Below are 23,021 nucleotides of genomic sequence, written 5' to 3'. Positions count from 1 at the left end.
TTGGGTGTTCTGCGCTGTGCTTTCCGGTCATGCCCAGGCGTATCCGTACGGAGCCGGACGGTGACAGCACCGTCGAGCCTAGGCGGGGGAAGGCACCGCACCTGTGCCTTTCCGTCCTCGTCGCGCGCCGTTCACCCCGTTGCGGCGCCTTGACAGCGTCCGGTTCCACGGAGGAACCGGCGGCCGGCGGCGGCAACGGCGAGACGGTACGCGCACCCGCAGGAGTGAACGCAGACACGGAGAGGAGCCGGTGCCTCGGATCCAGAGTCGGCGTCGTCGACTTCCGGTCCTGCGCACCCCGGATGCGCACCGCTCGATTGGGAGCGGCGCAACCGGCGGTCTGCCTTCGTTGCGTCGGGGGTCACCCGATACCAGATTCTGACACACCCGCGACCTTCATCAGGAGGGTGGGATGGGAGGATCACATTTCCCGCACCGGCATCCGGACAGTCCTGCCGCCCCCGCGAACGCGGAATGTCCACCATCCGGGCCCCCTCACCCGGCGGGTCGGCCGGTGCACGGCACCACCAGAGTTCCTCAGGAGGACGACCGCATGCACGCCATCGCCCCCATACCCGCCCGCGCCGTCGCCGCCGGAGCAGCTGTCACTGCCGGCGTCCTGCTCCTCACCGCCTGCAGCAGCATCGGCGGCACGAAGAGCAACGACAGCCTGCACGACCGGCTGCCGGCGAAGATCCGGGACGCCGGCGTGCTGAAGATCGCCTCGGACGTCAACTACGCACCGGTGGAGTTCAAGGGCCAGGACGGCGAGGCGACCGGCATCGACCCGGATCTCGCCCAGGCGATCGGCAAGCGGCTCGGGGTGAAGGTGGAGATCGCGGACACCGCGTTCGACAAGACCATCCCGGGGCTCCAGGCCAAGGAGTTCGACGCGGTGATGTCGGCGATGACCGACAACCGCCAGCGCCGTGACGGCACCGACGCCGACGGCAAGCAGGTCAACCCGGGCGTGGACTTCGTGGACTACCTGATCGTGGGCTCCTCGATCCTCGTCCCCAAGGGCAACCCGGCCGGCATCACCAAGCTGGACGACCTCTGCGGCCACACCATCGCGCTCCAGCGCGGCACCACCCAGGCCGACATCGTGGACCGCCAGAAGGCCGCCTGCCAGCGCAACCACAACCCGGTCACCGTCCACCTGTTCGAGAACGACACCCAGGCGCTGGCCGAGGTCGCGTCCCATCGGGCCGACGCCGACATGAACGACCTCCCGGTGGCCGCCTACCTCGCGGCCAAGGGCGGCCCCGGCGGCGCCAAGTTCGAGGTGTCCGGCCCGCAGCTGCAGCCCGCGCCCTACGGCATCGCGGTGGCCAAGGACAACACCGAGCTGCGGGACGTGCTGGTGAAGGCGATCAACGCGATGATCCACGACGGCGAGTACGACGCCATTCTCGCCAAGTGGAACGTGTCGGCCGCGGCCGTCCAGAGCGCCGTGGTCAACGGCGGCTTCTGACCCGCGGCGCAGCCTCCCGACGCTCCCGGGGGCCGGCTTCCGGCCCCTCGGCGAGCATGTCTGCATACTTATACGTAGGGTGACAGGGGAACGGAATTCGTCCGAATAGCGGACGTCATAGCCCCCGTTATCCGATTTTGATCTGAAACATGGTCCGTTCACCCTCAGTGAGTGGCAGGATTCCCACAACTCGGATCGCAAAAAGCCACTGGTCGAGGCGGTTCGATCACTCGCTCACCTCGGCGGAGGGTGGCGATGCACAGACCCGGATGACCCGCACAAGTGAAGAACCGGCCCGGACGGCGCACGAAGACGTGCGCACGGCCCGCGCGACCGGTGCACCGCCGTTCCCCCGGCGGGGCGCTCCGCACGTCTCTCCCCCAGGAGGAGATCCCTCTCATGACCGCTCGCACCCTGCGCCCCCGCATCGTCGCGGCAGGCGCCGCACTCGCAGCCGGCACCCTGCTCCTCACCGCGTGTGGCAGCTCCGGCTCGTCGACCGCCTCCGGCGCCCCCAGCGCGGTCGGCACCGTCAAGGCCGCCAGCGCCGACCCGTCGCTCGCCGCGCTCGTCCCGGCGGACGTGAAGTCCGGCGGCAAGCTGGTGGTCGCTGCCGACGCGTCCTACGCGCCCAACGAGTTCAAGGACGACAAGGGCAACATCGTCGGCATGGACGTGGACCTGGCCAACGCCATCGCCGCGAAGCTGGGCCTGAAGGCGGACGTGCAGAACGCCGACTTCACCTCGATCATCCCGGGCATCTCCGCCAAGAAGTACCAGCTCGGCATGAGCTCCTTCACCGACACGAAGGAGCGCGAGAAGACCGTCGACATGGTCACCTACTTCTCCGCGGGCAGCGCCGTCGCGGTCAAGAAGGGCAACCCCGACAAGATCGACGCCAAGGACCTCTGCGGCAAGAAGGTCGCCGTCCAGACCGGCACCACGCAGGCCGACGAGATCAAGGACACCCGCAACCCGGACTGCACCAAGGCCGGCAAGCCGACCATCCCGGGCGACGGCGACAAGTTCTCGCTGCAGACCGACGTCACCCAGGCCCTGGTGGCCGGCCGCGACCAGGCGATGATGGCCGACTCCCCGGTCATCGACTACGCGCTGAAGCAGACCAACGGCCAGCTGGAGAAGGTCGGCGACACCTACGACAGCGCGCCGTACGGCATCGTCGTGGCCAAGGGCTCGGACCTCGGCAAGGCCGTCCAGGGCGCCGTGCAGTCGCTGATCGCCGACGGCACCTACAAGTCGATCCTCGACAAGTGGGGCGTCTCGGCCGGCGCCGTCACGCAGTCGCAGATCAACGCCGCGCAGAGCTGACGTCCGCCCACCGACCCCCTGAGGCTACTGAACGTGAACCCTAACGATCAGGGGCAGGTGACACCGGGACGGCCTGAGACCATCAAGGCCGTCCCGGTCCGCCACCCCGGACGCTGGGCCGGAGCCATCGTCGTCGCGGTCCTCGCGGCGATGCTGATCCACGCCCTCGTGACCAACCCCGCGTTCGAGTGGAGTGTCGTCGGCGACACCCTGTTCAACTCGCAGATCCTGCACGGTGTCGTGGTCACCCTGGAGCTCACCGCCCTCGCCATGGTCATGGGCGTGGTCGGCGGCATCGTCCTCGCGGTGATGCGGCTCTCCCCCAACCCGCTGCTGTCCGGCGTCGCCTGGATCTACATCTGGATCTTCCGCGGCACCCCGGTCATCGTGCAGCTGGTCTTCTGGAACTTCCTCGCGGCCATCTGGCCGAACCTGTCGATCGGCATCCCGTTCGGGCCGTCCTTCGCGTCCGGGTCGACCAACTCGCTCATCCCCGTGTTCGTCGCCGCCCTGCTCGGCCTCGGCCTGAACGAGGCCGCCTACATGGCGGAGATCGTCCGCGGCGGCCTGCAGTCCGTGAGCGAGGGCCAGACCGAGGCCGCGCACGCCCTCGGCATGAGCCAGTTCAAGACCATGCGCCGGATCGTCCTCCCGCAGGCCATGCGGGTGATCATCCCGCCGACCGGCAACGAGACCATCTCCATGCTGAAGACCTCGTCCCTGGCGAGCGTCATCGCCCTGGAGGAGCTCTACCAGGCCGGCCACAACATCTTCTCCCGGACGTTCCAGACCATCCCGGTCCTGATCGCCGTGAGCATGTGGTACCTCTTCATGACCTCGATCCTCACCGTCGGGCAGTACTACATCGAGCGGCACTACGCCCGCGGCGCGAACCGCACCCTGCCGCCCACCCCGCTGCAGCGGCTGCGGCTGCTCTTCCGCGGCAAGCCGACCCCGCCGCCCGCCCCGCTGCCGAGCGCCGGCATCCACGGCGGAGGGAACCTGTCATGACGGATCTGGACAAGACCCCGGCGGCCACGAGCGGCGTGATGGTCCGGGCCGAGCAGGTGCACAAGTCGTACGGCCTGATCGAGGTCCTCAAGGGCATCGACCTGGAGGTGCGCAGCGGCGAGGTGTTCGTGCTGGTCGGCCCGTCCGGGTCCGGCAAGTCGACCTTCCTGCGGTGCATCAACCACCTGGAGAAGATCAACGCCGGCCGGCTCTGGGTCGACGGCGACCTGGTGGGCTACCGGCAGAAGGGCGAGCGGCTCTACGAGCTCAAGGACAGCGAGGTCGCCCGCCAGCGCCGTGACATCGGCATGGTGTTCCAGCACTTCAACCTGTTCCCGCACATGACCGCGCTGGAGAACGTCATCGAGGCGCCGGTGCAGGTCAAGGGCGAGTCCCGGGCCGACGCCAAGGCCCGCGGCATGGCGCTGCTGGAGCGGGTCGGGCTCGCCGAGAAGGCGAAGAACTACCCCTCCCAGCTCTCCGGCGGCCAGCAGCAGCGGGTGGCGATCGCCCGCGCCCTGGCCATGGAGCCCAAGCTGATGCTCTTCGACGAGCCCACCTCGGCGCTCGACCCGGAGCTCGTCGGCGAGGTGCTGGACGTCATGCGCGGCCTCGCCGACGAGGGCATGACGATGATCGTGGTGACCCACGAGATGGGCTTCGCCCGCGAGGTGGGCGACGCCCTGGTGTTCATGGACGGCGGTGTGGTCGTCGAGTCCGGCAACCCCCGCGAGGTGCTCACCAACCCGCAGCACGAGCGGACCAGGTCCTTCCTGTCCAAGGTGCTCTGACCGGCACGCCCGGCGCCCGCCACCGTCCGGTGGCGGGCGCCGACGCGTTCCCGGCCCGCGGCACCCCGCGGAAGTAATACCCTTAGGGCAGCTCGCCCGTTACCGGCCCCGGAAGGACCACTCGTGGAGCTCGCCTCGTACGCCGACTACGCCGTCCGGCTGGTGAACACCGAGGAACCGGACCGCGGGACGGACACGCTGACCACGGTCGACGCCGTGCGCGCCCTGTTCGGCCCCTCCTCGCGCGGCGCCTCGCTCGCCGAGGAGGCCGACCTGCCCCGGCTGCGGGCCGTCCGCACCCGGCTGCGCGGCGTCTTCGAGGCCGCCGCCGAGGGCGACGAGATCCGTGGCGTCGACCTGCTGAACAGCCTCATGGTCGAGTACCCGGTCAGCCCGCTGGTCTCCGGCCACGACTACCTCGACGAGGCCGGGCGGCCGCGCTGGCACCTGCACCTCGCCGACAACGCGGCCACCGCGACCGCCAACTTCACCGCGGTCGCCTGCATGGGCCTGGCCATCCACCTCACCGAGCTGGGCGCCGACCGCCTGGGCATCTGCCAGGCCGCCCCCTGCCGCAACGCCTACCTGGACACCTCCACCAACCGGTCCCGGCGGTACTGCTCCGACCGCTGCGCCACCCGCGCCAACGTCGCCGCCTACCGGGCCCGCAAGCGCGAGGAGGCGGCCCGCACCGCGATCGGCCAGGCCTGAAGCCCCGGCCGGCGGCCGCGGCGCGCTCAGCGGCTGCCCAGCACCCGCGGGCGCGGCCAGTACCGCAGCAGGACCCGCCCCAGCACCAGGTCGTCCGGCACCACGCCGAACTCGCGGCTGTCGGTCGTCACCAGCGGGTTGTCCGACAGCAGCCACCAGCCGCCGCGGCGCCGCTCGGCGGCCCGCTTCACCACCAGCAGGTCCTGCCGCAGCGGGTGCCGGACGACCACCACCGCCCCCGGCCTGATCCGCGCGCCGTACCGGACGACCACCTGGTCGCCGTCGCGCAGGGTGGGCCGCATCGAGGGCCCCGCCACGTCGATCACACCGAACGGCAGCAGCCCGCCGACCGGTCCGCGCTCCGTCTCCTCGGCCATCCGCCCTCTCCTGCTCGCGCACCGCTCCGTCCGTAGTCTCCCCCATCCCCGCCGGTCCGATATGGACCGGTTGCGCCTCGTTCTTTTGCCCTAGGCCACCGGGCCGACAGCGAAACGGTGCCGGCATCGGGGTAATCTCGGCGCGGGAAGACGATCTAAGGAAGGACTCCCATGTTCTCTCGTCTGTTTGCTCCGCGGGCCACTGCGCACGCCCACTGCGACCTGCCCTGCGGCGTGTACGACCCGGCTCAGGCCCGCATCGAGGCCGAGTCCGTGAAGGCCACTCAGGAGAAGTACCAGGCCAACGAGGACCCGCACTTCCGTGCGCGCGCCACCGTCGTCAAGGAGGAGCGCGCCGAGCTGGTCAAGCACCACCTCTCCGTGCTGCACACGGACTACTTCAAGGCCCCGCACTTCGAGGCCTACCCGCAGCTGCACGAGCTGTTCAACAAGGCCGGCAAGGCCGCCTCGGCCGCCAAGGCGTCCACGGACCCGGCCACCGGCCAGGCCCTGCTCGACCTGATCGCCGAGATCGACCGGATCTTCTGGGAGACCAAGAAGGCCGCCTGATCACCGGTCAGTAACCGAAGGCCCGGCCACGGCTCACGCCGTGGCCGGGCCTTCGGCGTGTCGCGGCGACCGCCACCGGCGTACGCTCGGAGCACGGGTCGAACCGCCCGGTCCGGCCCGTCCAGCGACCGAGGAGACCGCGATGAGCACCGCGGCGGCATCGACCGCCTTCGACACGGACGCCCTGCGCCGGGGCATCGAGCAGCACGACGCGTCGGCCCTGCTGGCGCTGTACGCCGACGAGGCCGAGATCCGGATGGTCGACCGGCGGACCCAACCCAGCCACCCGATGGTGATGCACGGCCGGTCGGCGATCTCCGACATGCTGACCGACGTCTACGGCCGCGACATGACCCACACCCTGGAACAGGTGGTGGTGGACGGCGACCGGGTCGCCTTCATGGAGTCCTGCCGCTACCCGGACGGCACCCGGGTGCTGGCCACCTCGATGGCCGACCTGCGCGACGGCCGGATCATCGACCAGACCTCGATCCAGGCCTGGGACGAGGAGTGACCCGCGGGGCACCGGCCGATCGCACCCCGATATATCCCTTTCCGCCCGGTCGGTGCGTCCGAGTACCCTCGCCGTATGATCCGCACCGCCACCGCGACCGACGTCCCCGTCATCCACGCCATGATCCGCGAGCTCGCGGAGTACGAGCGGGCCCTGCCCGAGGCGAAGGCCACCGAGCAGCAGCTGCACGACGCGCTGTTCGGGGAGCACCCGGCCGTGTTCGGCCTGATCGCGGAGGACGACACCACCGGTGAGCCGGTCGGCTTCGCCCTGTGGTTCCGCAACTTCTCGACCTGGCGCGGCGTGCACGGCATCTATCTGGAGGACCTCTACGTCCGCCCGTCCAGCCGCGGCGGCGGCCACGGCAGGGCGCTGCTGACCGAGCTGGCCCGGATCTGCGTCGAGCGCGGCTACTCCCGGCTGGAGTGGTCGGTGCTCGACTGGAACGAGCCGTCGATCGGCTTCTACAAGTCGCTCGGCGCCGTCCCGATGGACGAGTGGACGGTGTTCCGGCTGACCGACGGGGCGCTCGCCGAGCTCGGCGGCGACGGTCGTTAGCGGTCCGTTTTCGCCCGTTCCCGTGATCGTGGCGGGAGACGGCGACATCGGCCGGTCGATCGCGGTAACGTCACGGGCGGATGCGCGGCGTTCGGAATGCCCCAGGTGGGTATGTACCGGTACGTACCGCACCACCCCTCGGACGAGTTGGGGCGAACCAGTTGAGTCAAGCACGTGGAAGTGCCGCGGCCGTCCGGCCGCAAGCAGCGCGCGTCACCCAGGAGGTGAGGGTGTCCCAGATCGACGGTGAACCCGACGTGAAGGACTTCGTCGAGGTCCGGCTGCCCGCGGCGGGCGCCTACCTCTCGGTGCTGCGAACAGCGACGGCGGGCCTGGCGGCCCGTCTGGACTTCACCCTCGACGAGATCGAGGACCTCCGGATCGCGGTGGACGAGGCCTGCGCCATCCTGCTCCAGCAGGCGGTGCCCGGCTCCGTGCTCAGCTGCGAGTTCCGGTTGGTCGGCGACTCGCTCAGGATCACCGTGTCGGCCCCGACGACCGACGGCCGCGCCCCCGAGCGGGACACCTTCGCCTGGACGGTGCTCTCCGCGCTGGCCGGCGAGGTCGACTCCTCGGTCGGCGAGGACAACACGGTCGTCATCAGCCTGCACAAGAAGCGCGGCGGGTCCCCTGCCCAGCCGTAGCACCGTGTACCGAGGGCCGTACGTGCCGGTGCCGCTCCGCCACGGCGGGGCGCCGCGCGTACGGCTCCCCCGTACCGCAGCCCTCAGCGGTACCACCAGTGACAAGTGCTCCCGGAACGGAACGGGTGATCGCCGTGAGTGATCTGGACCGCACAGGTGCCACCGGCCTGCCGGCGGCCACCGAGGACGTGGCCGTACCGCCCCAGGCGAGCGCTGCCCGCATCGCCGACGCCGCACCGACCGACCACGCGTACCCGAAGGACGCCCACCGGATGACCCAGCCGACCGATCCGACACCGGAGCAGCCCGCCGTCACGGCGGACGCGGCCACGGAGGCGGTGCCGCCGGCGGCCGCCCCGGCGGCCGTCCGCGGCGCGGTGCCCGCGCAGGGCCACCGCTCGGCGGCTCCGGACCGCGAGGCCGCCCGGGCGCTGTTCGTCCGGCTGTCCCAGCTGCCCGAGGGCTCGACGGAGCGGGTGGAGATCCGCAACCAGCTGGTGCGGATGCACATCCCGCTGGTGGAGCACCTGGCCCGGCGCTTCCGCAACCGCGGCGAGCCGCTGGACGACCTCACCCAGGTCGCCACCATCGGCCTGATCAAGTCCGTGGACCGCTTCGACCACGAGCGCGGGGTGGAGTTCTCCACCTACGCGACGCCGACCATCGTGGGCGAGATCAAGCGGCACTTCCGGGACAAGGGCTGGGCCGTCCGGGTGCCGCGCCGGCTCCAGGAGCTGCGGCTGTCGCTGACCACGGCGACCAGCGAGCTCTCCCAGCGGCACGGCCGCTCGCCCACGGTGCACGAGCTGGCCGAACACCTCGGGATCTCCGAGGAGGACGTGCTGGAGGGCCTGGAGTCCGCCAACGCGTACTCCACGCTCTCGCTGGACGTGCCGGACAGCGACGACGAGTCGCCGGCCGTCGCGGACACCCTGGGCGCCACGGACGAGGCGCTGGAGGGCGTCGAGTACCGCGAGTCGCTCAAGCCGCTGCTCGCCCAACTGCCGCCGCGCGAGCAGAAGATCCTCGTGCTGCGGTTCTTCCGGAACATGACCCAGTCGCAGATCGCGGCGGAGGTCGGGATCTCGCAGATGCACGTCTCCCGGCTGCTCGCCCGGACACTGGCGCAGCTGCGGGAGAAGCTCCTCGTGGAGGAGTGACCGGTCGCACCCGCGCAGACGCGCAGAAGGGGCGCGGGGCCTCGGCCCCGCGCCCCTTCGTGCTGGTGGCGCCTAGGCGCTCTCGCCGTAGAGGGTCCGGGTGACGGTGGGGTTCAGCAGGGCCACGATGCCGGCCAGGCCGAGCGCGGCGACCGCGACGGCGGCGCCGGTCATGGCTCCGCCGACCTGCCACATGTAGTAGGCGACCGGCAGGCAGATCGAGTGGGTGAGCAGTGCCGGGCTGCGGCCCCAGCGGCTGCCCCGGAGCAGGGCGCGGCCCGCCAGCAGCGGCAGGACACCCATCAGGAGCAGCACCACCGCACCGGCTTCGCTGCGGCCGAACCAGATGTGGTTGCCGGCCACGCCCGCAACGACGTCGTACAGGCCCCAGACGGCCAGTGCGGCGCCCTCCAGGAGGGTGATCGCGGCACCGACCAGCAGGGCGGTCGGACGGCCGGGACGGGGCCCGTCGTGGGCGTTCGCGCCGGCGGCCGGGGCGGGCGAGGGGTGGGCGGTTTCAGCGGTCACCCCAGCAGGGTAACCGTCGCCTCCGCGCTACCCACCCGTAGGCTGAACCTCATGCGCGCTCTCCTGGTCGTGAACCCGAAGGCGACCACCACCAGTGGACGCACCCGCGACGTGCTGATCCACGCCCTGCGCAGCGACCTCAAGCTGGAGGTCGCCGAGACGCAGTACCGCGGCCACGCGGGCGACCTGGCCCGCCGGGCGGCCGAGGACGGCTGGGTGGACCTGGTGGTGGCGCTGGGCGGCGACGGCACGGTGAACGAGGTGGTGAACGGCCTCCTGGCGCACGGTCCCTCGGAGCGGGTGCCGCGGCTGGCGGTGGTGCCGGGCGGTTCGACCAACGTGTTCGCGCGGGCGCTCGGCCTGCCGAACGATCCGGTGGAGGCCACCGGCGCGCTGCTCGACGCGCTGGAGCAGCGCCGGGAGCGCGCGATCGGACTCGGCAAGGCCTTCACCGAGGGGGAGCCGGACCGCTGGTTCACCTTCACCGCGGGGCTGGGGTTCGACGCCGGCGTGGTCGGCCGGGTCGAGGAGCAGCGCAGGTCGGGGCGGAAGTCCACGCACGCGCTCTACGTCAACCAGGCGCTCCGGCACTACGTCACCGAGCGTGAACACCGCCGGAGAGGCCCGATCACCCTGGAGATCAACGGCCTGGAGCCGGTGCCGGGGCTGGTTCTGTCGATAGTTTCCAACACTTCCCCATGGACGTACCTGGGCAGCCGCCCGGTGCTGCCGTCGCCCCGGGCGTCCTTCGAGACGCACCTCGACATCTTCGGCATCACCCGGATGACGGCGTTCGGCACCGCTCGAACGGTCCGTCAGATTCTGCGGTCGCACACGCCTGCGGACGGGCAGGCGGAAGCCCCCGGGCCCACCGGGAAGCACGTCGTCTCCTATCACGACGTCCGACACTTCACCTTGGTTTCACAGGAACCGGCCCCGTTCCAGGTCGACGGGGACCACCTTGGAGACAGGAGTCGCGTCAGTTTCACAGGCGTTCGGCGGGCACTGCGTGTGATTGTGTGACTGGAAGGGGGCTCTTCCCTTCTTCTCGAACGCGCGAGCCCCCTTCACCCCATAGAAGTACGGGCTGTGAGCTAGGCGACACCGAAGAATCAAAAATTCCTCGCCGAAGGGGTTGTATCCGGGCCCGAGGTTTGCGAACCTCTACATGGCGATCGGGAGACGCCGCAGCGGGACAAGCGGCACTCCCTCGAATCGCCCGAACCCCACCCCAGCACAGACCACCCGGGCCCGATGGGCCTTTGGTCCCTTTTGCTGTTGCGGGATTCGTGAAAGCGTTCACATTCACAAGCCGTCGATTGCGTCGGCAGGGCCACCGCCCGCCGACCGGAGGAGTTGGACGACCATGGACTGGCGCCACCGCGCTGTCTGCCGCGAAGAGGACCCGGAGCTGTTCTTCCCGATCGGGAACACCGGTCCTGCTCTGCTGCAGATCGAGGAAGCCAAGGCCGTGTGCCGCCGCTGTCCCGTCATGGAGCAGTGCCTCCAGTGGGCGCTGGAGACCGGCCAGGACGCCGGCGTCTGGGGCGGCATGAGCGAGGACGAGCGCCGTGCGATGAAGCGCCGCGCCGCCCGCAACCGCGCCCGCACCGCCTGACACACCGTCAGCACCATCTGATCAACCCATGATCGCAGGCCCTGTCTTCCCAGCAGTCCAGGGCCTTCCGTACGAAGGGTCCCGCACCACGGCGCGACCCGGCCGACGCAGAGCGGCCCGGGTACTTGATACTGCTCACTGAGAGCAATATCGTGGACCTAGGGCGCTCACCGTGTGCAACACACGAGGAGACGTCGCACCACCCATAGCCCCCGTTCCGGCCGACTCCCCCGACGGCCGGAACGGGTTGAGAGGCCCTGTCGACCCACCCCCGGTCGACAGGGCCTCGTGGTGTCTGCGGGGCGCCCGGGGCCGACGCCCCGGGTGCCTCGCGGCGCCCGCTACTTCACCGGGATCTCCAGCACGACCTTGGTGCCGCCGTCCGGGGCCGCGACCATGTCGAAGGTGCCGCCGAGCTCCCCGGTCACCAGGGTCCGGACGATCTGCAGGCCGAGGTTGCCGGCCCGCTGCGGGTCGAAGCCCTCGGGCATGCCCCGGCCGTCGTCCTGGACGGTGATCAGCAGGTACTCCTCGGGCTTGACCCCGTCGTTCCAGCTCTCCGACCACCCGATGCCGGAGGCCGGCGCCCGCCCGCGCAGCGCACCGACCTCCAGACTGCCCCCCGACTTCGGGTCGAAGGCGTGCTCCAGCGCGTTCTGCATCAGCTCGGTGAGGATCATCGCGAGCGGGGTGGCCACCTCGGCGGAGAGGATGCCGAAGCTGCCCGCCCGCTTCGTGGACACCAGGCCGTCCTGGGAGAGCTCCATGACCATGGCGAGCACCCGGTCGGCGATGTCGTCGAAGGCGACCTGCTCGTCGAGGGTCTGCGACAGCGTCTCGTGCACGATGGCGATCGAGCCCACCCGCCGGACGGCCTCGTCCAGCGCGGCCCGGCCCGACTCGGAGTCCATCCGGCGGGCCTGCAGCCGCAGCAGCGCGGCGACGGTCTGCAGGTTGTTCTTCACCCGGTGGTGGATCTCCCGGATGGTGGCGTCCTTGGTCATCAGCTCCCGGTCGCGGCGGCGCAGCTCGGTGACGTCGCGGCAGAGCACCAGCGAGCCGGTCAGCACGCCCTTGGGCTTCAGCGGGATGGAGCGGATGGTGACCACGCCGCCCTGCGCCTCCACCTCGGTCTGCCGCGGCGCCCAGCCACTGGCCATCTTGACCAGGGCCTCGTGCACCGCGGAACGCGAGGGCGGCGCCAACTCGGCGGTGGCGCGCCCGAGATGGCTGCCCACCAGGTCGGTGGCGAGGCCGATGCGATGGTAGGCGGAGAGCGCGTTGGGGCTGGCGTAGGTGACGACGCCCTCGGCGTCGAGGCGGATCAGGCCGTCGCCCACCCGCGGGGCGGCGTCCATGTCGACCTGCTCGGCCGGGTAGGGAAACGTTCCGGCGGCGATCATCTGGGCCAGGTCGGACGCGCTCTGCAGGTAGGTGAGCTCCAGCCGGCTCGGGGTGCGGACGGTCAGCAGGTTGGTGTTGCGGGCGATCACCCCGAGCACCCTGCCCTCGCGCCGGACGGGGATCGACTCGACCCGCACCGGCACCTCCTCGCGCCACTCCGGGTCGCCCTCGCGCACGATCCGGCCCTCGTCGAAGGCCGCGTCCAGCAGCGGCCGGCGGCCGCGCGGGACGAGGTGGCCGACCATGTCGTCCTGGTAGGAGGTCGGCCCGGTGTTGGGCCGCATCTGGGCCACCGAGACGTACCGGATGCCGTCCCAGGTGGGGATCCAGAGGACCAGGTCGGCGAAGGAGAGGTCGGACAGCAGCTGCCATTCCGAGACCAGCAGGTGCAGCCACTCCACGTCGGCACCGGTGAGGGTGGTGTGGCGGCGGACGAGTTCGTTCAGCGAGGGCACAGGGCGAGCCTAACGAAGTCGGCCCCGGCGGGCGCTCCGCGATGTTGTCCAGACCAATTTCGGAGACCCTCTGGACAACCCGGATTGGTCTAGTCCACAATGGAGAAGCACCAAGGAGACCGCCCCGCGCACACTGCCCTGACCGCGCAGGGAGTCTCCTCGGTCGGAGACCGCCGGCCGGGAGTCCCGCACAACTCCCGGCAAGGCTGCTCCGACGAAAGCTCCGGGCTGCGGTGCCGCACAGGTTGAGGGTCCTGTGTCGGCGCCGTGGCCCGTAGTGTTTTCCGCGTCCGACCGGGCCGCAGCGGCAGCCGGCCGCACCGATACGCCGAAGGGGCGCCGGGGATTCACCCCGGCGCCCCTTCGCGTGCCCTGCTCAGTGGGTCTCGGTGACCTTCGCCAGCGCGCGCGGCGCGTCCGGGTCCTGGCCGCGGGCGATGGTGACCTCGTAGGCCAGCAGCTGGAGCGGCAGGATCTCCAGGATCGGCTGGACCTCCTCCGGCACGCCGGCCGGCAGCGCGAAGCCCGCGGAGGCGGCCTCGACCTGGGCCTGCTGGCCGACCACGACCAGGTCCGCCCCGCGGCCGCGCAGGCGGTCCAGCACCGGCTGGAGGGCCTCGCCGCCCTTGCCGTCGGGCACGATCGCGATGACCGGCGAGACGTTGTCGACCATGGCCAGCGGGCCGTGCAGCAGGTCGGCGCCGGAGAACGGGGAGGCCGGGATGTAGGTGGTCTCCATGAGCTTCAGCGCCGCCTCGCGGGCGGTCGGGTAGCCGTAGCCGCGCGAGGTGATGACCAGCCGCTGGGCGAAGCGGTACCGCTCGGCCAGCGCCTTGACCTCGGACTGGCGCTCCAGGATGCCGGCCGCGAGGCCCGGCAGGTCCTTGGCGGCCGCGCCCTCGCCGCCGCGCAGGCCCTCGACGAACAGGTACAGGGCCAGCAGCTCTGCGGTGTACGTCTTGGTGGCCGGCAGCGCCTTCTCCGGGCCCGCCAGCACGTCGATGTGGAACTCGGAGACCTCGGCCAGCGGCGAGTCGGCGTTGTTGGTCACCGCCAGGGTGATGGCGCCGGCCTCGCGGGCGGCCCGGGTGGAGGCCACCAGGTCGGGCGAGCCGCCGGACTGGCTGACGGTGATCACCAGGCAGTCGGTGAGGTCGGGCCGGGCGCCGTAGGCCGTGGTGGTGGACATCGAGGTCAGGCCGGCCGGCTTGCCCAGCAGCACCTCGATCAGGTACTTGGCGTACAGCGCGGCGTTGTCGGAGGTGCCGCGCGCGGTGAGCAGCACGAAGCGCGGGTTGCGGGTGGCGATCTCGGCCGCGATCTCGCGGATCTTGGGAGCGCCCTCGTCGAGGATGCGCTGCAGGACGGCCGGCTGCTCGGCCATCTCCGCCGCCATGATCCTGCCGGGGACGGGGACAGTCTGCTGGTCGGACATCGTGGTGTGCCTCCGTTGAGATGGTTCAACCCCGCGGCGGGCGGCTGCCCGGCGGGGACCTCATTACGGCGGCGAGTCCGCACACTCGCTGCGGTGGGTGTTCCCCGACGATCCTACGGGTGCCGGACCCCGGAGCACACTCCGGAGCCCGGCGCAGGCGTCAGGACGGGTTGTTGATCAGCTGGTCGATCCTGGCGTCGGCGTCCTTGGTGGCCTTGTCCACCGAGGTGCCCGCGAGGATCGCGTCGAGCATGTCGACCAGCACGTTCTGCTTCTCGATCGCGGACCAGCCGGGGGCGAGCGGGGTGAACCAGGCGTCCGGCACGGCGTTGGCGGCCGCGGCGGTGGCCGGCTTGTCCTTCAGCGGAGCCAGCTGGGTGAGGTTGTTGGGCAGGGTGTCCTTGTCCGCCAGGACCTGCTCGGACTTGGTGCTGGTGAACATCCGGACCCAGTCCTTGGCCAGGTCCTGGACGTGGGACTTGGCGGTCACCGCGAGGTCGGAGCCGCCGATGAAGGAGGGCAGCGGCTTGCCGTTGGGGCCCGGCATGCCGGCCACCTTGACCAGGTCCTTGAGCTTGGGGTCGCCGGACAGCGGGTCGAGGGCGGCGGAGGCCTCCCAGCCGTTGCCGTACAGCATCGCCGTCCGGTGCTTGCCGAGGACGGCGGCCTGGTTCAGCTCGTTCACCTTCAGGTCGCCGTGGTTGTACGTCTTCACCAGGTCGACGAAGTGCGCGATGCCCTGCTGGGCCTTGGCCTCGTTGAGGGTGCCGTGCCAGCGGCCGCCGTTGTCGAACTTGGCGATGGCGCCGCCGTACGCCGCGACGTACGACATCGCGGCGTACCAGTACGGACCGGGCAGGTAGAGCGCGGAGAAGCCCTGGCCGTGGTTCTTGGACTGGATCTTGTCCAGGGCCGCCAGCAGGTCGTCCTCGGTGGCCGGCACCTCCGCGGCGCCGGTGGCCTCCCGGAACATCGCCGAGTTGTACAGGGCGACCCGGGCGCCGGCGTAGTAGGGCACGCAGTACAGCTTGCTCTGGTAGGTGCAGGTGTTGACCAGGCCGCGGATCCACGTGTCGTTGTTGTCGAACGAGGTGCGGTCCACCGGGGCGAGCGAGCCGTTGAGGATGTACTTCATCGTCTCGGTATTGCCGAGCTCGACCACGTCCGGCGGGTTGTTGGCCTGGAGCGCCGCGTCCAGATTGCCGATCTTGTCCTTCCAGGTCTGGTACGCGAGGCGCAGTTCGACCTTCGGGTACTTGGCCGCGAACTGGTCGTTGACCTGCTGGACGAGCTCCGGCCAGTTGTCCTGCGCCTCGCCCATCAGCCAGACGGTGACCGTCCCGGTGGAGTTCTTCGGATCGGCCGAAGCGGCGGAGGCTCCGGCCGCCCCGCTGCTGCAGCCCGCGGCCGAGGCCACCAGAGCCGCGACACCGATCGCTGCTGTCAGCTGACGCTTCACGCATTCCTCCGGGGGTCGGGTGTGATCCGCACTTTGGTACAGACCAGTTTGCGAAGCGTGGACCAGACCAATGGGCGAGTCAACGGCGCACAGGAGTACCGCGGGGAGTCGTTGCAGAGCCGTTGTCGAGTGGACACGAAGGGTGATCGGGCCTTTACGGCCGGCTCCCTTAAGGCTGCTTTAAGGGCTACTTGAGGCCCCGTTAGCCGCCGGAACGGATCGTCGACCATCTGTGCCCATTCATGGGTGATAGGCCCGATATATCCGCCGGGATGGTCCAGTCCAAGGCCCCTGGGCCACCAGACGCACACGGGCGTGTCAAGCGTTGATAACGGTGTGCACGGAGCCGGCGAGAAACCCTTGACGGTGCCTTTGGTCCATGCCAATCTCCAGGGCAGTTGGTCTACACCAATGGTCTACTCCTCAAAGCCGGTCAGCAGCTCCACCCCCGCATGCCCCCTCGCTTTCACCGGTGACACTCCCCCAGGCACGCCGCTTCAGGGCTTTGGCCCCACAGCCCGGTGCCAATTCCCTTGCACATCCATCTGGAGGATGGTTTGAACCGCAAGCTCGCCGCCGTGGCCGCCATTGCCACCGTGCTCGTCGCCTCGGCCTGCTCCTCGTCCGGCTCCTCCGGTGACGCCAAGCAGGCGACCCTCAGCAAGGACGGCAAGGGCAAGAAGATCACCGTCTGGCTGATGGACGACGCGCAGAAGGGCTGGCCGGACGTCGTCGAGGCCGCCAAGAAGCAGTTCAAGGACCAGACCGGCGCCGACGTCGACATCCAGTGGCAGACCTGGACGAACTACACCACCAAGCTCGACACCGCGCTGCTCTCCGGCAACGCCCCCGACGCCCTGGAGCTCGGCAACACCCAGGCCGCGAAGTACATCGAGGCCGGCTCCTTCGTCGACCTGACCGGCGTCAAGGGCCAGTTCGACAACTCGGACAAGTACCTGGACTCGCTGGCCGCCTCCGGCCAGACCCCGGACGGCTCCAAGACCTACGCCATCCCGTACTACGCCGGCGCCCGCGTCCTGATCTACCGCAAGGACCTCTTCGCCGCGGCCGGCGTCACCAACCCGCCGACCACCCTGGCCGAGCTGAAGGACGCGCTGACCAAGGTCAAGGCCGCGAACGCCTCGACCCCGGGCTTCTCCGCCCTCTACCTCCCGGGCCAGAACTGGTACACCGCCGCCTCCTTCGGCGCCGGCAGCTTCGGCGTCAAGGGCATCGTCGCCAAGTCGGACGGCGACAAGTGGACCGGCACCCTGACCGACCCGAAGTTCGTCGAGGGCGTCAAGGTCTGGAACGACCTGCAGAAGCAGTTCTCGACCGGTGGCACCACCACCGACGAGGCCACCCAGGACGCCCTGATGGCCAAGGGCAACATCGCCGCCATCGTCGGCAACGGCTGGGAGCTCGGCTCCGTCGCCGACCCGAAGACCGGTGACCCGAGCCTCAAGGACAAGCTCGCCTCGATCGCCCTCCCGGGCACCGCGGCCGGCACCCCCACCCCGGCCTTCCTCGGCGGCTCCGACCTGGCCGTCCCGGCCAAGGCCGCCAACGCGGGCCTGGGCGCGACCTTCCTGCAGATCTTCACCAACACCCAGCAGCAGACCGCGCTCGCCAAGTTCGCCATCCCGAACGCGAAGAACCTGGTCGCCGCGTACAAGGCCGCCGCGCCGGCCAACAAGGCCACCGGTGACGCCGCCGAGGGCCAGACCTGGTTCATCCCGAACTCGCCGCTGTGGTCCGGCGCCGACGAGACGACCCTGAAGACCGCCTTCGGCGCGATCGCCGCCGGTGGCGACCCGGCCGCCGAGCTCAAGAAGGCCGAGGACGCCGTCCTCAAGGACCTGAACGGCTGAACCCGCTGACCGCAGCGGTCCGGGGAGCCCGGCAACGGCTCCCCGGACCGCCAGCACCGAGCGCCGAAGGGGTGGGCAGTCCGCGACCGATGCGGACTGCCCACCCGCGCGCCAGGACCGACCAGTTCCGCGGGCCCGGGAAGGACCCTGATGAGTGTGACCACCGACGAGACCGTGATCCGGTCCGAGACGTCCGGGCCCGCCCCCGTGAAGGAGCCGCAGCGACGCGGCTTCTTCGCCGCGGGCCACTACATCCCGTACACGCTGATCCTGCCGGCGATCGCCGCCCTGGTCGGGGTCCTCGCGTATCCGCTGTTCAAGCTCTTCGACCTGTCGTTCCAGAACATCAACCGGTACTCGTACCTGGTCAACCCGGCGCTCGGGAAGTACGTCGGGTTCGACGGCTTCACCAAGGTGTTCGGCGACGGCCAGTTCTGGGAGGTCGTGCTCCGCTCCGTGTACTTCACGGCGGAGCTGGTCGTCCTCTCGATGGTGCTGGGCATGCTGTTCGCCCTGCTGCTCAACCGGGTCTCCGGCTGGGTCAAGGTCACCTGCATCACCGTGATGATGTTCGTCTGGGCCATCCCGGCGCTCGTCACGGGCACCGTCTTCCGCTGGCTGTTCGCCTCCAACGGCGGCGTCGTCGACTACATCGGCTACCTGTTCACCGGGGACGAGAAGACCAAGCACTACGACTGGTTCGCCGACCCGACGGTCGGCCTCTACGTGGTCGGCGCCGCGGTCATCATCTGGGGCGCCCTGCCGTTCCTGGTGCTCGGCCTGAACGCCGCCCTGACCCAGGTCCCCTCGGAGCTGATGGAGGCCGCCAAGCTGGACGGCGCGAACCCCTTCCAGGCCTTCCGGCACGTGGTGATCCCGGTCATCCGGCCGTTCCTGATGATCAGCGCCGCACTCAGCTTCATCTGGGACTTCCAGGTCTTCGCGCAGATCTTCTCGCTGCGCAACACCGCCCCCGAGCCGGGCTACTGGACCATCGGCACCTACCTGTACCAGAAGGGCATCGTCGCCTCGCACTACAGCGACAGCTCGGTGATCTCGATCACCATGATCGTCCTCATGCTGGCGGTGCTCGTCTTCTACATCCGCCAGATGCTCAAGATCGGAGCCCAGGACCGATGACCTCCATCGACGTGCAGGCGACCACCACCGCGCCGCCGCTCGCGCCGGCCGCCAAGGTCCGGGCCAAGGTCCGCCCCACCGGGCAGAGCCGGACGATGACCTGGGTCTGGAACACCCTGGGCCTCGGCTTCGCCGCGGTGATGGGCTTCCCGATCTACTGGATGATCATCACCACGTTCAAGACGAACAAGGACCTGATCGCCCGGGACCCCGCGTTCTGGCCCCGGATCTTCTCGCTGGACAGCTACCGCACCGTCTTCGGCGACACGGACTTCCTGCCGGCCCTGCAGAACACGGTGACCATCACCGTCGGCGCGGTGCTGCTCGGCCTGGTGGTCGGCTTCCTGGCGGCCGTCTCCGTCGCCCGGTTCAACTTCCGCGGCCGGAACTTCTTCATCGTCTCGATGCTCGTCGTCCAGATGGTGCCGCTCCTGGCGATCATCGTCCCGCTGTTCGTGGTGATGAACAACGCCGGCATGACCGGGACGCTCTTCGGCGTGATGCTCGCCTACCTGGTCTTCACCGTCCCGTACGTGATCTGGACGCTGCGCTCGTTCATCGTCAACATCCCGGCCGAGCTCGACGAGGCCGCCATGGTGGACGGCTGCACCCAGTGGGGCGCGTTCTTCCGGGTCATCCTGCCGCTCACCCTGCCCGGCCTGATCACCACCGGTGTCTACAGCTGGATCCAGGCGTGGAACGAGTTCATCGTCGCCAACACGCTGCTGTCCACCGGCGGCCAGAAGACCTCGATGATCTGGCTGACCTTCTACGCCACGACGCCCACCCGCGGCGCCGACTACGGCTCCCAGATGGCCGGCGGCCTGCTGGTGTCGCTGCCCGTGATCGTGCTCTTCGTGATCTTCCAGAAGAAGGTGTCGGCGGGTCTCACCGCCGGTGCGGTCAAGGGCTAGCCCTTCCTCACCCCCGCACCCCCAGCACTCCCCACACCCCAGGGAAGGAACCATGGCGATTCCCGGTACGGAAAGCCTCGAACTGCTGACGGACGCCGGTGCGGTGCTCCAGCCCGGCTTCGTCGGGCTGAGCGCCCCCGAGTGGCTGCGCCGCAGACTGGGCTCCGGCGAGCTGGGCGGCGTCGCGCTGTTCGGCCGGAACATCCGTACCCCGCAGCAGGTCGCCGCCCTGACCGCGGAGATGTACGCGCTCAACCCGGACCTGCTGGTCGCCACCGACGAGGAGGGCGGCGACGTCACCCGCCTCGAAGTGACCAGCGGGTCCTCCTACCCGGGCAACCTCGCGCTGGGCGAGGTCGACGACCCCGACCTCACCCGGCGGGTCGCCCGGTCGATCGGCCTGGACCTCGCCTCGGTCGGCATCAACCTGGACTACGCGCCGGACGCGGACGTCAACTCCAACCCGGACAACCCGGTGATCGGCGTCCGCTCCTTCGGCGCCGACGGCGACCTCGCCGCCCGGCACACCGCCGCCTACGTGCGCGGCCTGCAGTCCGCCGGCGTCGCCGCCTGCGCCAAGCACTTCCCCGGCCACGGCGACACCTCCGGCGACTCGCACCTCGGGCTGCCGCGGATCGACCTCACCCCCGAGCAGGTCCAGGAGCACCTCAAGCCGTTCCGCGCCGCGATCGCCGCCGACGTCAAGGCGATCATGACGGCGCACATCCTCTTCCCCGCGTACGACGGCGCGCTGCCGGCCACCATGTCGCGCGAGATCCTCACCGGCCTGCTCCGCGAGGAGCTCGGCTACCGCGGGCTGATCGTCACCGACGGCATCGAGATGGGCGCCATCTCCGGCACCCACGGCGTGGCGGCCGGCTCCGTCCGGGCGATCGCGGCCGGTGCCGACACCATCTGCGTGGGCGGCGGCCTGGACGACGAGGCGGCCTTCCTCTACCTGCGCGACGCCCTGGTCTGGGCGGTCCGCGAGGGCCGGCTGCCGGCCGAACGGCTGCACGAGGCCGCCGAGCGCAACCGCGCGGTGGCCCGCTGGTCCGCCGCCGAGCGCCGTGCCCAGGCCGGCGCGCACGGAGAGGTCGGCATCGGCCTGACGGCCGCCCGCCGGGCGCTGCGGATCCACGGCGAGCTGCGTCCCGTCCGGGGCGTGCCGCACGTGGTGGAGTTCGCCCCCGGCGCCAACATCGCGGTCGGCGACGACACCCCTGGGGGTGTCCGGTCCGCTGGCCGAACTCGTCCCCGGCACCACGCACGCCCGGATCGGCGCCCCGGCGACCCGCATGGAGGGCTCCGGCCTGCTGCACGTCCCGGTGGCCGCCGAGGGGGCCGACGTGGACGTCGCCCCGCTGCTGGGGGCGGCCGTCGACCGGCCGCTGGTGGTCGTGGTGCGCGACGTGCACCGGCACCCGTGGATGCGGCGGGCCGCGCTGGCCCTGGTCACCGCCCGCCCGGACGCCGTGGTGGTGGAGATCGGCACCGTGCACGGCCTCGCCGACACCTTCGGGGCCCGCGGGGTGACCGTGCTGGCCACCCACGGCGGCGCCCGGGTCTGCGGGGTGGCCGCGGCGGAGGCGCTGGCCGGACTGTCGCTGGAGGCCGCGCCGGTCTGACCGGCGCACACGACGCCCGCGGCGGACGGGGACGCCCCCGTCCGCCGCGGTGCTCCGTACCCGGTGGGTGCCGTCGCCGGCGCCCGCCGGCGGGGCCTGCGTGAGAACAGCCTGCGGGAGCTCACACCAGGCGGCCCGCGCGTGCAACGATGTGCAGATACAACGACGGAGGAGCCGGTGACGGCGGCAGGGCGAGGAGTGAGAGCGGCCATGAGCGGCGACAGGGGAACGGCGGCCCTCCCGGAGGGCCCCACGGTGCCGGCCCAGTCCACGGCGGCCGCCGGCACGGCTGCCCGCGTCCCGAAGTACTACGGCCTCAAGCGGCACCTCCTGCAGCTCACCGAAACCCAGCCGGCCGGCACGCCGGTGCCGCCGGAGCGGGCGCTGGCCGCACAGTTCGACACCTCGCGCACCACCGTCCGCCAGGCGCTCCAGGAGCTGGTCGTGGAGGGCCGGCTGGAGCGCATCCAGGGCAAGGGCACCTTCGTCGCCAAGCCCAAGGTCGCCCAGGCGCTGCAACTCACCTCGTACACCGAGGACATGCGCGCGCAGGGCCTGGAGCCGACCTCGCGGCTGATCGAGGTCGGCTACGTCAGCGCCGACGACCGGCTCGCCCCGCTGCTGGACATCAAGCCCGGCAGCCGGGTGCTGCGGATCGAGCGGCTGCGCCTGGCCAACGGCGACCCGATGGCGATCGAGGTCGCGCACCTGTCGGCGAAGCGCTTCCCGGCGCTGCGCCGCAACCTGGTCAAGCACAACTCGCTCTACACCGCGCTGCGCGAGGTGTACGGGGTGACGGTGGCCGAGGCCGAGGAGACCATCGAGACCACCCTGGCCAACCCGCGCGAGGCCGGGCTGCTCGGCTCGGACCTGGGCCTGCCGATGCTCCAGCTGTCCCGCCACTCGTTCGACGGCGAGGGCGCCCCGGTGGAGTGGGTCCGGTCGATCTACCGCGGCGACCGGTACAAGTTCATCACCCGCCTCCAGCGCCCGGAGTGAGGGCCGGGACGGCCGTGGCCGTCCCGGTATGAGGGAATCTCGGCCGGATGTAGTGACACGGGTCACCCGGTGCCCTACATTTCGCTGCGTCCTGTCGATCACCGAGGGTGCTGCTCGGCGGGCGCACAGCGATGTGCGCTGCGGCGCCGTTGAGGTGAGACCTCTTCAGCCGGAGCCGCACACATGTCGTCGGAAACTCCCCCGGGCGCCCTGCCCGCGGTCACGCCCGCCCGCGTCCTGGCCGGGCTCTGCCTGCTCGTGCCGGTCGTCGCCACACTCTGGGTGTCCTCGTACACCAAGGCGACGCCCGCGCTCGGCGGTGTCCCGTTCTTCTACTGGTACCAGCTGCTGTGGGTGCCGGTGTCGGCCGTGTTCACGGTCGGCGCCTACCTGCTGATCAACCGTGACGAGAAGGCCCGCAAGGCCGCCCG

Annotated in this window: 21 protein-coding genes and 2 pseudogenes; 18 read left to right on the top strand and 5 right to left on the bottom strand. The window is 70.6% G+C overall.

Annotated features, from left to right (window positions below; translation table 11 throughout):
* Positions 1 to 553 precede the first annotated feature (553 nt).
* From ABEB13_RS25595 to ABEB13_RS25575, 5 genes are all read left to right on the top strand, one after another.
* A complete protein-coding gene (locus tag ABEB13_RS25595) occupies positions 554 to 1,474 on the top strand; it encodes an ABC transporter substrate-binding protein (RefSeq protein ID WP_345707361.1) in 921 nt (306 codons plus the stop codon).
* 399 nt (positions 1,475 to 1,873) lie between these two features.
* Entirely contained in the window at positions 1,874 to 2,803 is a 930-nt protein-coding gene (locus ABEB13_RS25590; RefSeq protein ID WP_345707360.1) for an ABC transporter substrate-binding protein, read from the top strand.
* A gap of 33 nt (positions 2,804 to 2,836) precedes the next feature.
* A complete protein-coding gene (locus ABEB13_RS25585; protein ID WP_345707359.1) occupies positions 2,837 to 3,814 on the top strand; it encodes an amino acid ABC transporter permease in 978 nt (325 codons plus the stop codon).
* A complete protein-coding gene (locus ABEB13_RS25580; protein WP_380230310.1) occupies positions 3,811 to 4,605 on the top strand; it encodes an amino acid ABC transporter ATP-binding protein in 795 nt (264 codons plus the stop codon). The genes ABEB13_RS25585 and ABEB13_RS25580 overlap by 4 nt, the downstream gene beginning before the upstream one ends.
* Positions 4,606 to 4,728: 123 nt before the next feature.
* Positions 4,729 to 5,316 carry a CGNR zinc finger domain-containing protein gene (locus ABEB13_RS25575; RefSeq protein WP_345707358.1) on the top strand — a complete coding sequence of 196 codons (588 nt, stop codon included), beginning with the start codon at positions 4,729 to 4,731 and terminating at the stop codon, positions 5,314 to 5,316.
* A 26-nt stretch (positions 5,317 to 5,342) separates the two neighbouring features.
* Here the strand turns inward: ABEB13_RS25575 and sodX are convergent, their stop codons facing one another.
* Positions 5,343 to 5,693 (bottom strand): nickel-type superoxide dismutase maturation protease, encoded by a 351-nt coding sequence (gene sodX, locus ABEB13_RS25570; protein WP_100888571.1) that lies wholly within the window; start codon positions 5,691 to 5,693, stop codon positions 5,343 to 5,345.
* Positions 5,694 to 5,864: 171 nt separating this feature from the next.
* Here sodX and sodN point away from each other — a divergent pair, with 171 nt between their 5' ends.
* The 5 genes from sodN (at position 5,865) to ABEB13_RS25545 (ending at position 9,139) form a co-directional block, all read left to right on the top strand.
* Positions 5,865 to 6,263, top strand: coding sequence for a superoxide dismutase, Ni (sodN, locus tag ABEB13_RS25565; protein ID WP_100888572.1), 399 nt, complete (start codon positions 5,865 to 5,867; stop codon positions 6,261 to 6,263).
* Between the two features lie 142 nt (positions 6,264 to 6,405).
* Positions 6,406 to 6,777, top strand: coding sequence for a nuclear transport factor 2 family protein (locus tag ABEB13_RS25560; RefSeq protein ID WP_100888573.1), 372 nt, complete (start codon positions 6,406 to 6,408; stop codon positions 6,775 to 6,777).
* A 75-nt stretch (positions 6,778 to 6,852) separates the two neighbouring features.
* Positions 6,853 to 7,335 (top strand): GNAT family N-acetyltransferase, encoded by a 483-nt coding sequence (locus ABEB13_RS25555; RefSeq protein WP_345707357.1) that lies wholly within the window; start codon positions 6,853 to 6,855, stop codon positions 7,333 to 7,335.
* A gap of 230 nt (positions 7,336 to 7,565) precedes the next feature.
* Positions 7,566 to 7,979 (top strand): ATP-binding protein, encoded by a 414-nt coding sequence (locus tag ABEB13_RS25550; RefSeq protein ID WP_100888575.1) that lies wholly within the window; start codon positions 7,566 to 7,568, stop codon positions 7,977 to 7,979.
* Between the two features lie 272 nt (positions 7,980 to 8,251).
* On the top strand, positions 8,252 to 9,139 hold the full coding sequence (locus tag ABEB13_RS25545) for an RNA polymerase sigma factor SigF (protein WP_380230336.1): 888 nt from the start codon (positions 8,252 to 8,254) through the stop codon (positions 9,137 to 9,139).
* A gap of 72 nt (positions 9,140 to 9,211) precedes the next feature.
* Here the strand turns inward: ABEB13_RS25545 and ABEB13_RS25540 are convergent, their stop codons facing one another.
* Positions 9,212 to 9,667, bottom strand: a complete 456-nt coding sequence (locus ABEB13_RS25540; RefSeq protein WP_345707355.1) for a hypothetical protein — start codon at positions 9,665 to 9,667, stop codon at positions 9,212 to 9,214.
* A gap of 51 nt (positions 9,668 to 9,718) precedes the next feature.
* Here ABEB13_RS25540 and ABEB13_RS25535 point away from each other — a divergent pair, with 51 nt between their 5' ends.
* A complete protein-coding gene (locus tag ABEB13_RS25535) occupies positions 9,719 to 10,690 on the top strand; it encodes a diacylglycerol/lipid kinase family protein (RefSeq protein WP_345707354.1) in 972 nt (323 codons plus the stop codon).
* 343 nt (positions 10,691 to 11,033) lie between these two features.
* The gene (locus tag ABEB13_RS25530) at positions 11,034 to 11,285 is read left to right on the top strand and encodes a WhiB family transcriptional regulator (protein ID WP_014138019.1); all 252 of its coding nucleotides are present in this window, start codon (positions 11,034 to 11,036) and stop codon (positions 11,283 to 11,285) included.
* 341 nt (positions 11,286 to 11,626) lie between these two features.
* On the opposite strand, the gene ABEB13_RS25525 is transcribed toward ABEB13_RS25530, so the two are convergent.
* From ABEB13_RS25525 to ABEB13_RS25515, 3 genes are all read right to left on the bottom strand, one after another.
* Positions 11,627 to 13,144, bottom strand: coding sequence for a sensor histidine kinase (locus ABEB13_RS25525; protein WP_100888578.1), 1,518 nt, complete (start codon positions 13,142 to 13,144; stop codon positions 11,627 to 11,629).
* 376 nt (positions 13,145 to 13,520) lie between these two features.
* On the bottom strand, positions 13,521 to 14,579 hold the full coding sequence (locus tag ABEB13_RS25520; protein ID WP_345707353.1) for an SIS domain-containing protein: 1,059 nt from the start codon (positions 14,577 to 14,579) through the stop codon (positions 13,521 to 13,523).
* A 160-nt stretch (positions 14,580 to 14,739) separates the two neighbouring features.
* A complete protein-coding gene (locus tag ABEB13_RS25515; RefSeq protein ID WP_345707352.1) occupies positions 14,740 to 16,038 on the bottom strand; it encodes a type 2 periplasmic-binding domain-containing protein in 1,299 nt (432 codons plus the stop codon).
* 557 nt (positions 16,039 to 16,595) lie between these two features.
* Here ABEB13_RS25515 and ABEB13_RS25510 point away from each other — a divergent pair.
* From ABEB13_RS25510 to ABEB13_RS25485, 6 genes and pseudogenes are all read left to right on the top strand, one after another.
* Positions 16,596 to 17,909, top strand: coding sequence for an extracellular solute-binding protein (locus ABEB13_RS25510; RefSeq protein WP_345707351.1), 1,314 nt, complete (start codon positions 16,596 to 16,598; stop codon positions 17,907 to 17,909).
* Between the two features lie 150 nt (positions 17,910 to 18,059).
* Positions 18,060 to 19,049 (top strand): carbohydrate ABC transporter permease, encoded by a 990-nt coding sequence (locus ABEB13_RS25505; RefSeq protein ID WP_345707350.1) that lies wholly within the window; start codon positions 18,060 to 18,062, stop codon positions 19,047 to 19,049.
* Positions 19,046 to 19,963: a carbohydrate ABC transporter permease gene (locus ABEB13_RS25500; protein ID WP_345707349.1), complete on the top strand. Its 918-nt coding sequence runs from the start codon at positions 19,046 to 19,048 to the stop codon at positions 19,961 to 19,963. The genes ABEB13_RS25505 and ABEB13_RS25500 overlap by 4 nt, the downstream gene beginning before the upstream one ends.
* Positions 19,964 to 20,015: 52 nt before the next feature.
* Positions 20,016 to 21,591 (top strand): annotated as a pseudogene (locus ABEB13_RS25495) (glycoside hydrolase family 3 protein).
* Between the two features lie 210 nt (positions 21,592 to 21,801).
* Positions 21,802 to 22,590, top strand: coding sequence for a GntR family transcriptional regulator (locus tag ABEB13_RS25490; protein WP_345707348.1), 789 nt, complete (start codon positions 21,802 to 21,804; stop codon positions 22,588 to 22,590).
* 183 nt (positions 22,591 to 22,773) lie between these two features.
* Positions 22,774 to 23,001, top strand: a pseudogene (locus ABEB13_RS25485) (DUF3311 domain-containing protein); the annotation flags it as partial.
* Between the last annotated feature and the right edge of the window lie 20 nt (positions 23,002 to 23,021).

The organism is Kitasatospora paranensis (assembly GCF_039544005.1).
Taxonomy (GTDB): Bacteria; Actinomycetota; Actinomycetes; order Streptomycetales; family Streptomycetaceae; genus Kitasatospora; species Kitasatospora paranensis.
This window is presented reverse-complemented; position numbering and strand designations above follow the sequence as displayed.

Coding starts and splice junctions, on each gene's coding strand:
- sodN (WP_100888572.1), top strand. CDS start 5,865: ATGTTCTCTCGTCTGTTTGCTCCGCGGGCCACTGCGCACGCCCACTGC.
- ABEB13_RS25595 (WP_345707361.1), top strand. CDS start 554: ATGCACGCCATCGCCCCCATACCCGCCCGCGCCGTCGCCGCCGGAGCA.
- ABEB13_RS25530 (WP_014138019.1), top strand. CDS start 11,034: ATGGACTGGCGCCACCGCGCTGTCTGCCGCGAAGAGGACCCGGAGCTG.
- ABEB13_RS25555 (WP_345707357.1), top strand. CDS start 6,853: ATGATCCGCACCGCCACCGCGACCGACGTCCCCGTCATCCACGCCATG.
- ABEB13_RS25560 (WP_100888573.1), top strand. CDS start 6,406: ATGAGCACCGCGGCGGCATCGACCGCCTTCGACACGGACGCCCTGCGC.
- ABEB13_RS25520 (WP_345707353.1), bottom strand. CDS start 14,579: ATGTCCGACCAGCAGACTGTCCCCGTCCCCGGCAGGATCATGGCGGCG.
- sodX (WP_100888571.1), bottom strand. CDS start 5,693: ATGGCCGAGGAGACGGAGCGCGGACCGGTCGGCGGGCTGCTGCCGTTC.
- ABEB13_RS25505 (WP_345707350.1), top strand. CDS start 18,060: ATGAGTGTGACCACCGACGAGACCGTGATCCGGTCCGAGACGTCCGGG.
- ABEB13_RS25545 (WP_380230336.1), top strand. CDS start 8,252: ATGACCCAGCCGACCGATCCGACACCGGAGCAGCCCGCCGTCACGGCG.
- ABEB13_RS25590 (WP_345707360.1), top strand. CDS start 1,874: ATGACCGCTCGCACCCTGCGCCCCCGCATCGTCGCGGCAGGCGCCGCA.
- ABEB13_RS25490 (WP_345707348.1), top strand. CDS start 21,802: ATGAGCGGCGACAGGGGAACGGCGGCCCTCCCGGAGGGCCCCACGGTG.
- ABEB13_RS25535 (WP_345707354.1), top strand. CDS start 9,719: ATGCGCGCTCTCCTGGTCGTGAACCCGAAGGCGACCACCACCAGTGGA.
- ABEB13_RS25580 (WP_380230310.1), top strand. CDS start 3,811: ATGACGGATCTGGACAAGACCCCGGCGGCCACGAGCGGCGTGATGGTC.
- ABEB13_RS25500 (WP_345707349.1), top strand. CDS start 19,046: ATGACCTCCATCGACGTGCAGGCGACCACCACCGCGCCGCCGCTCGCG.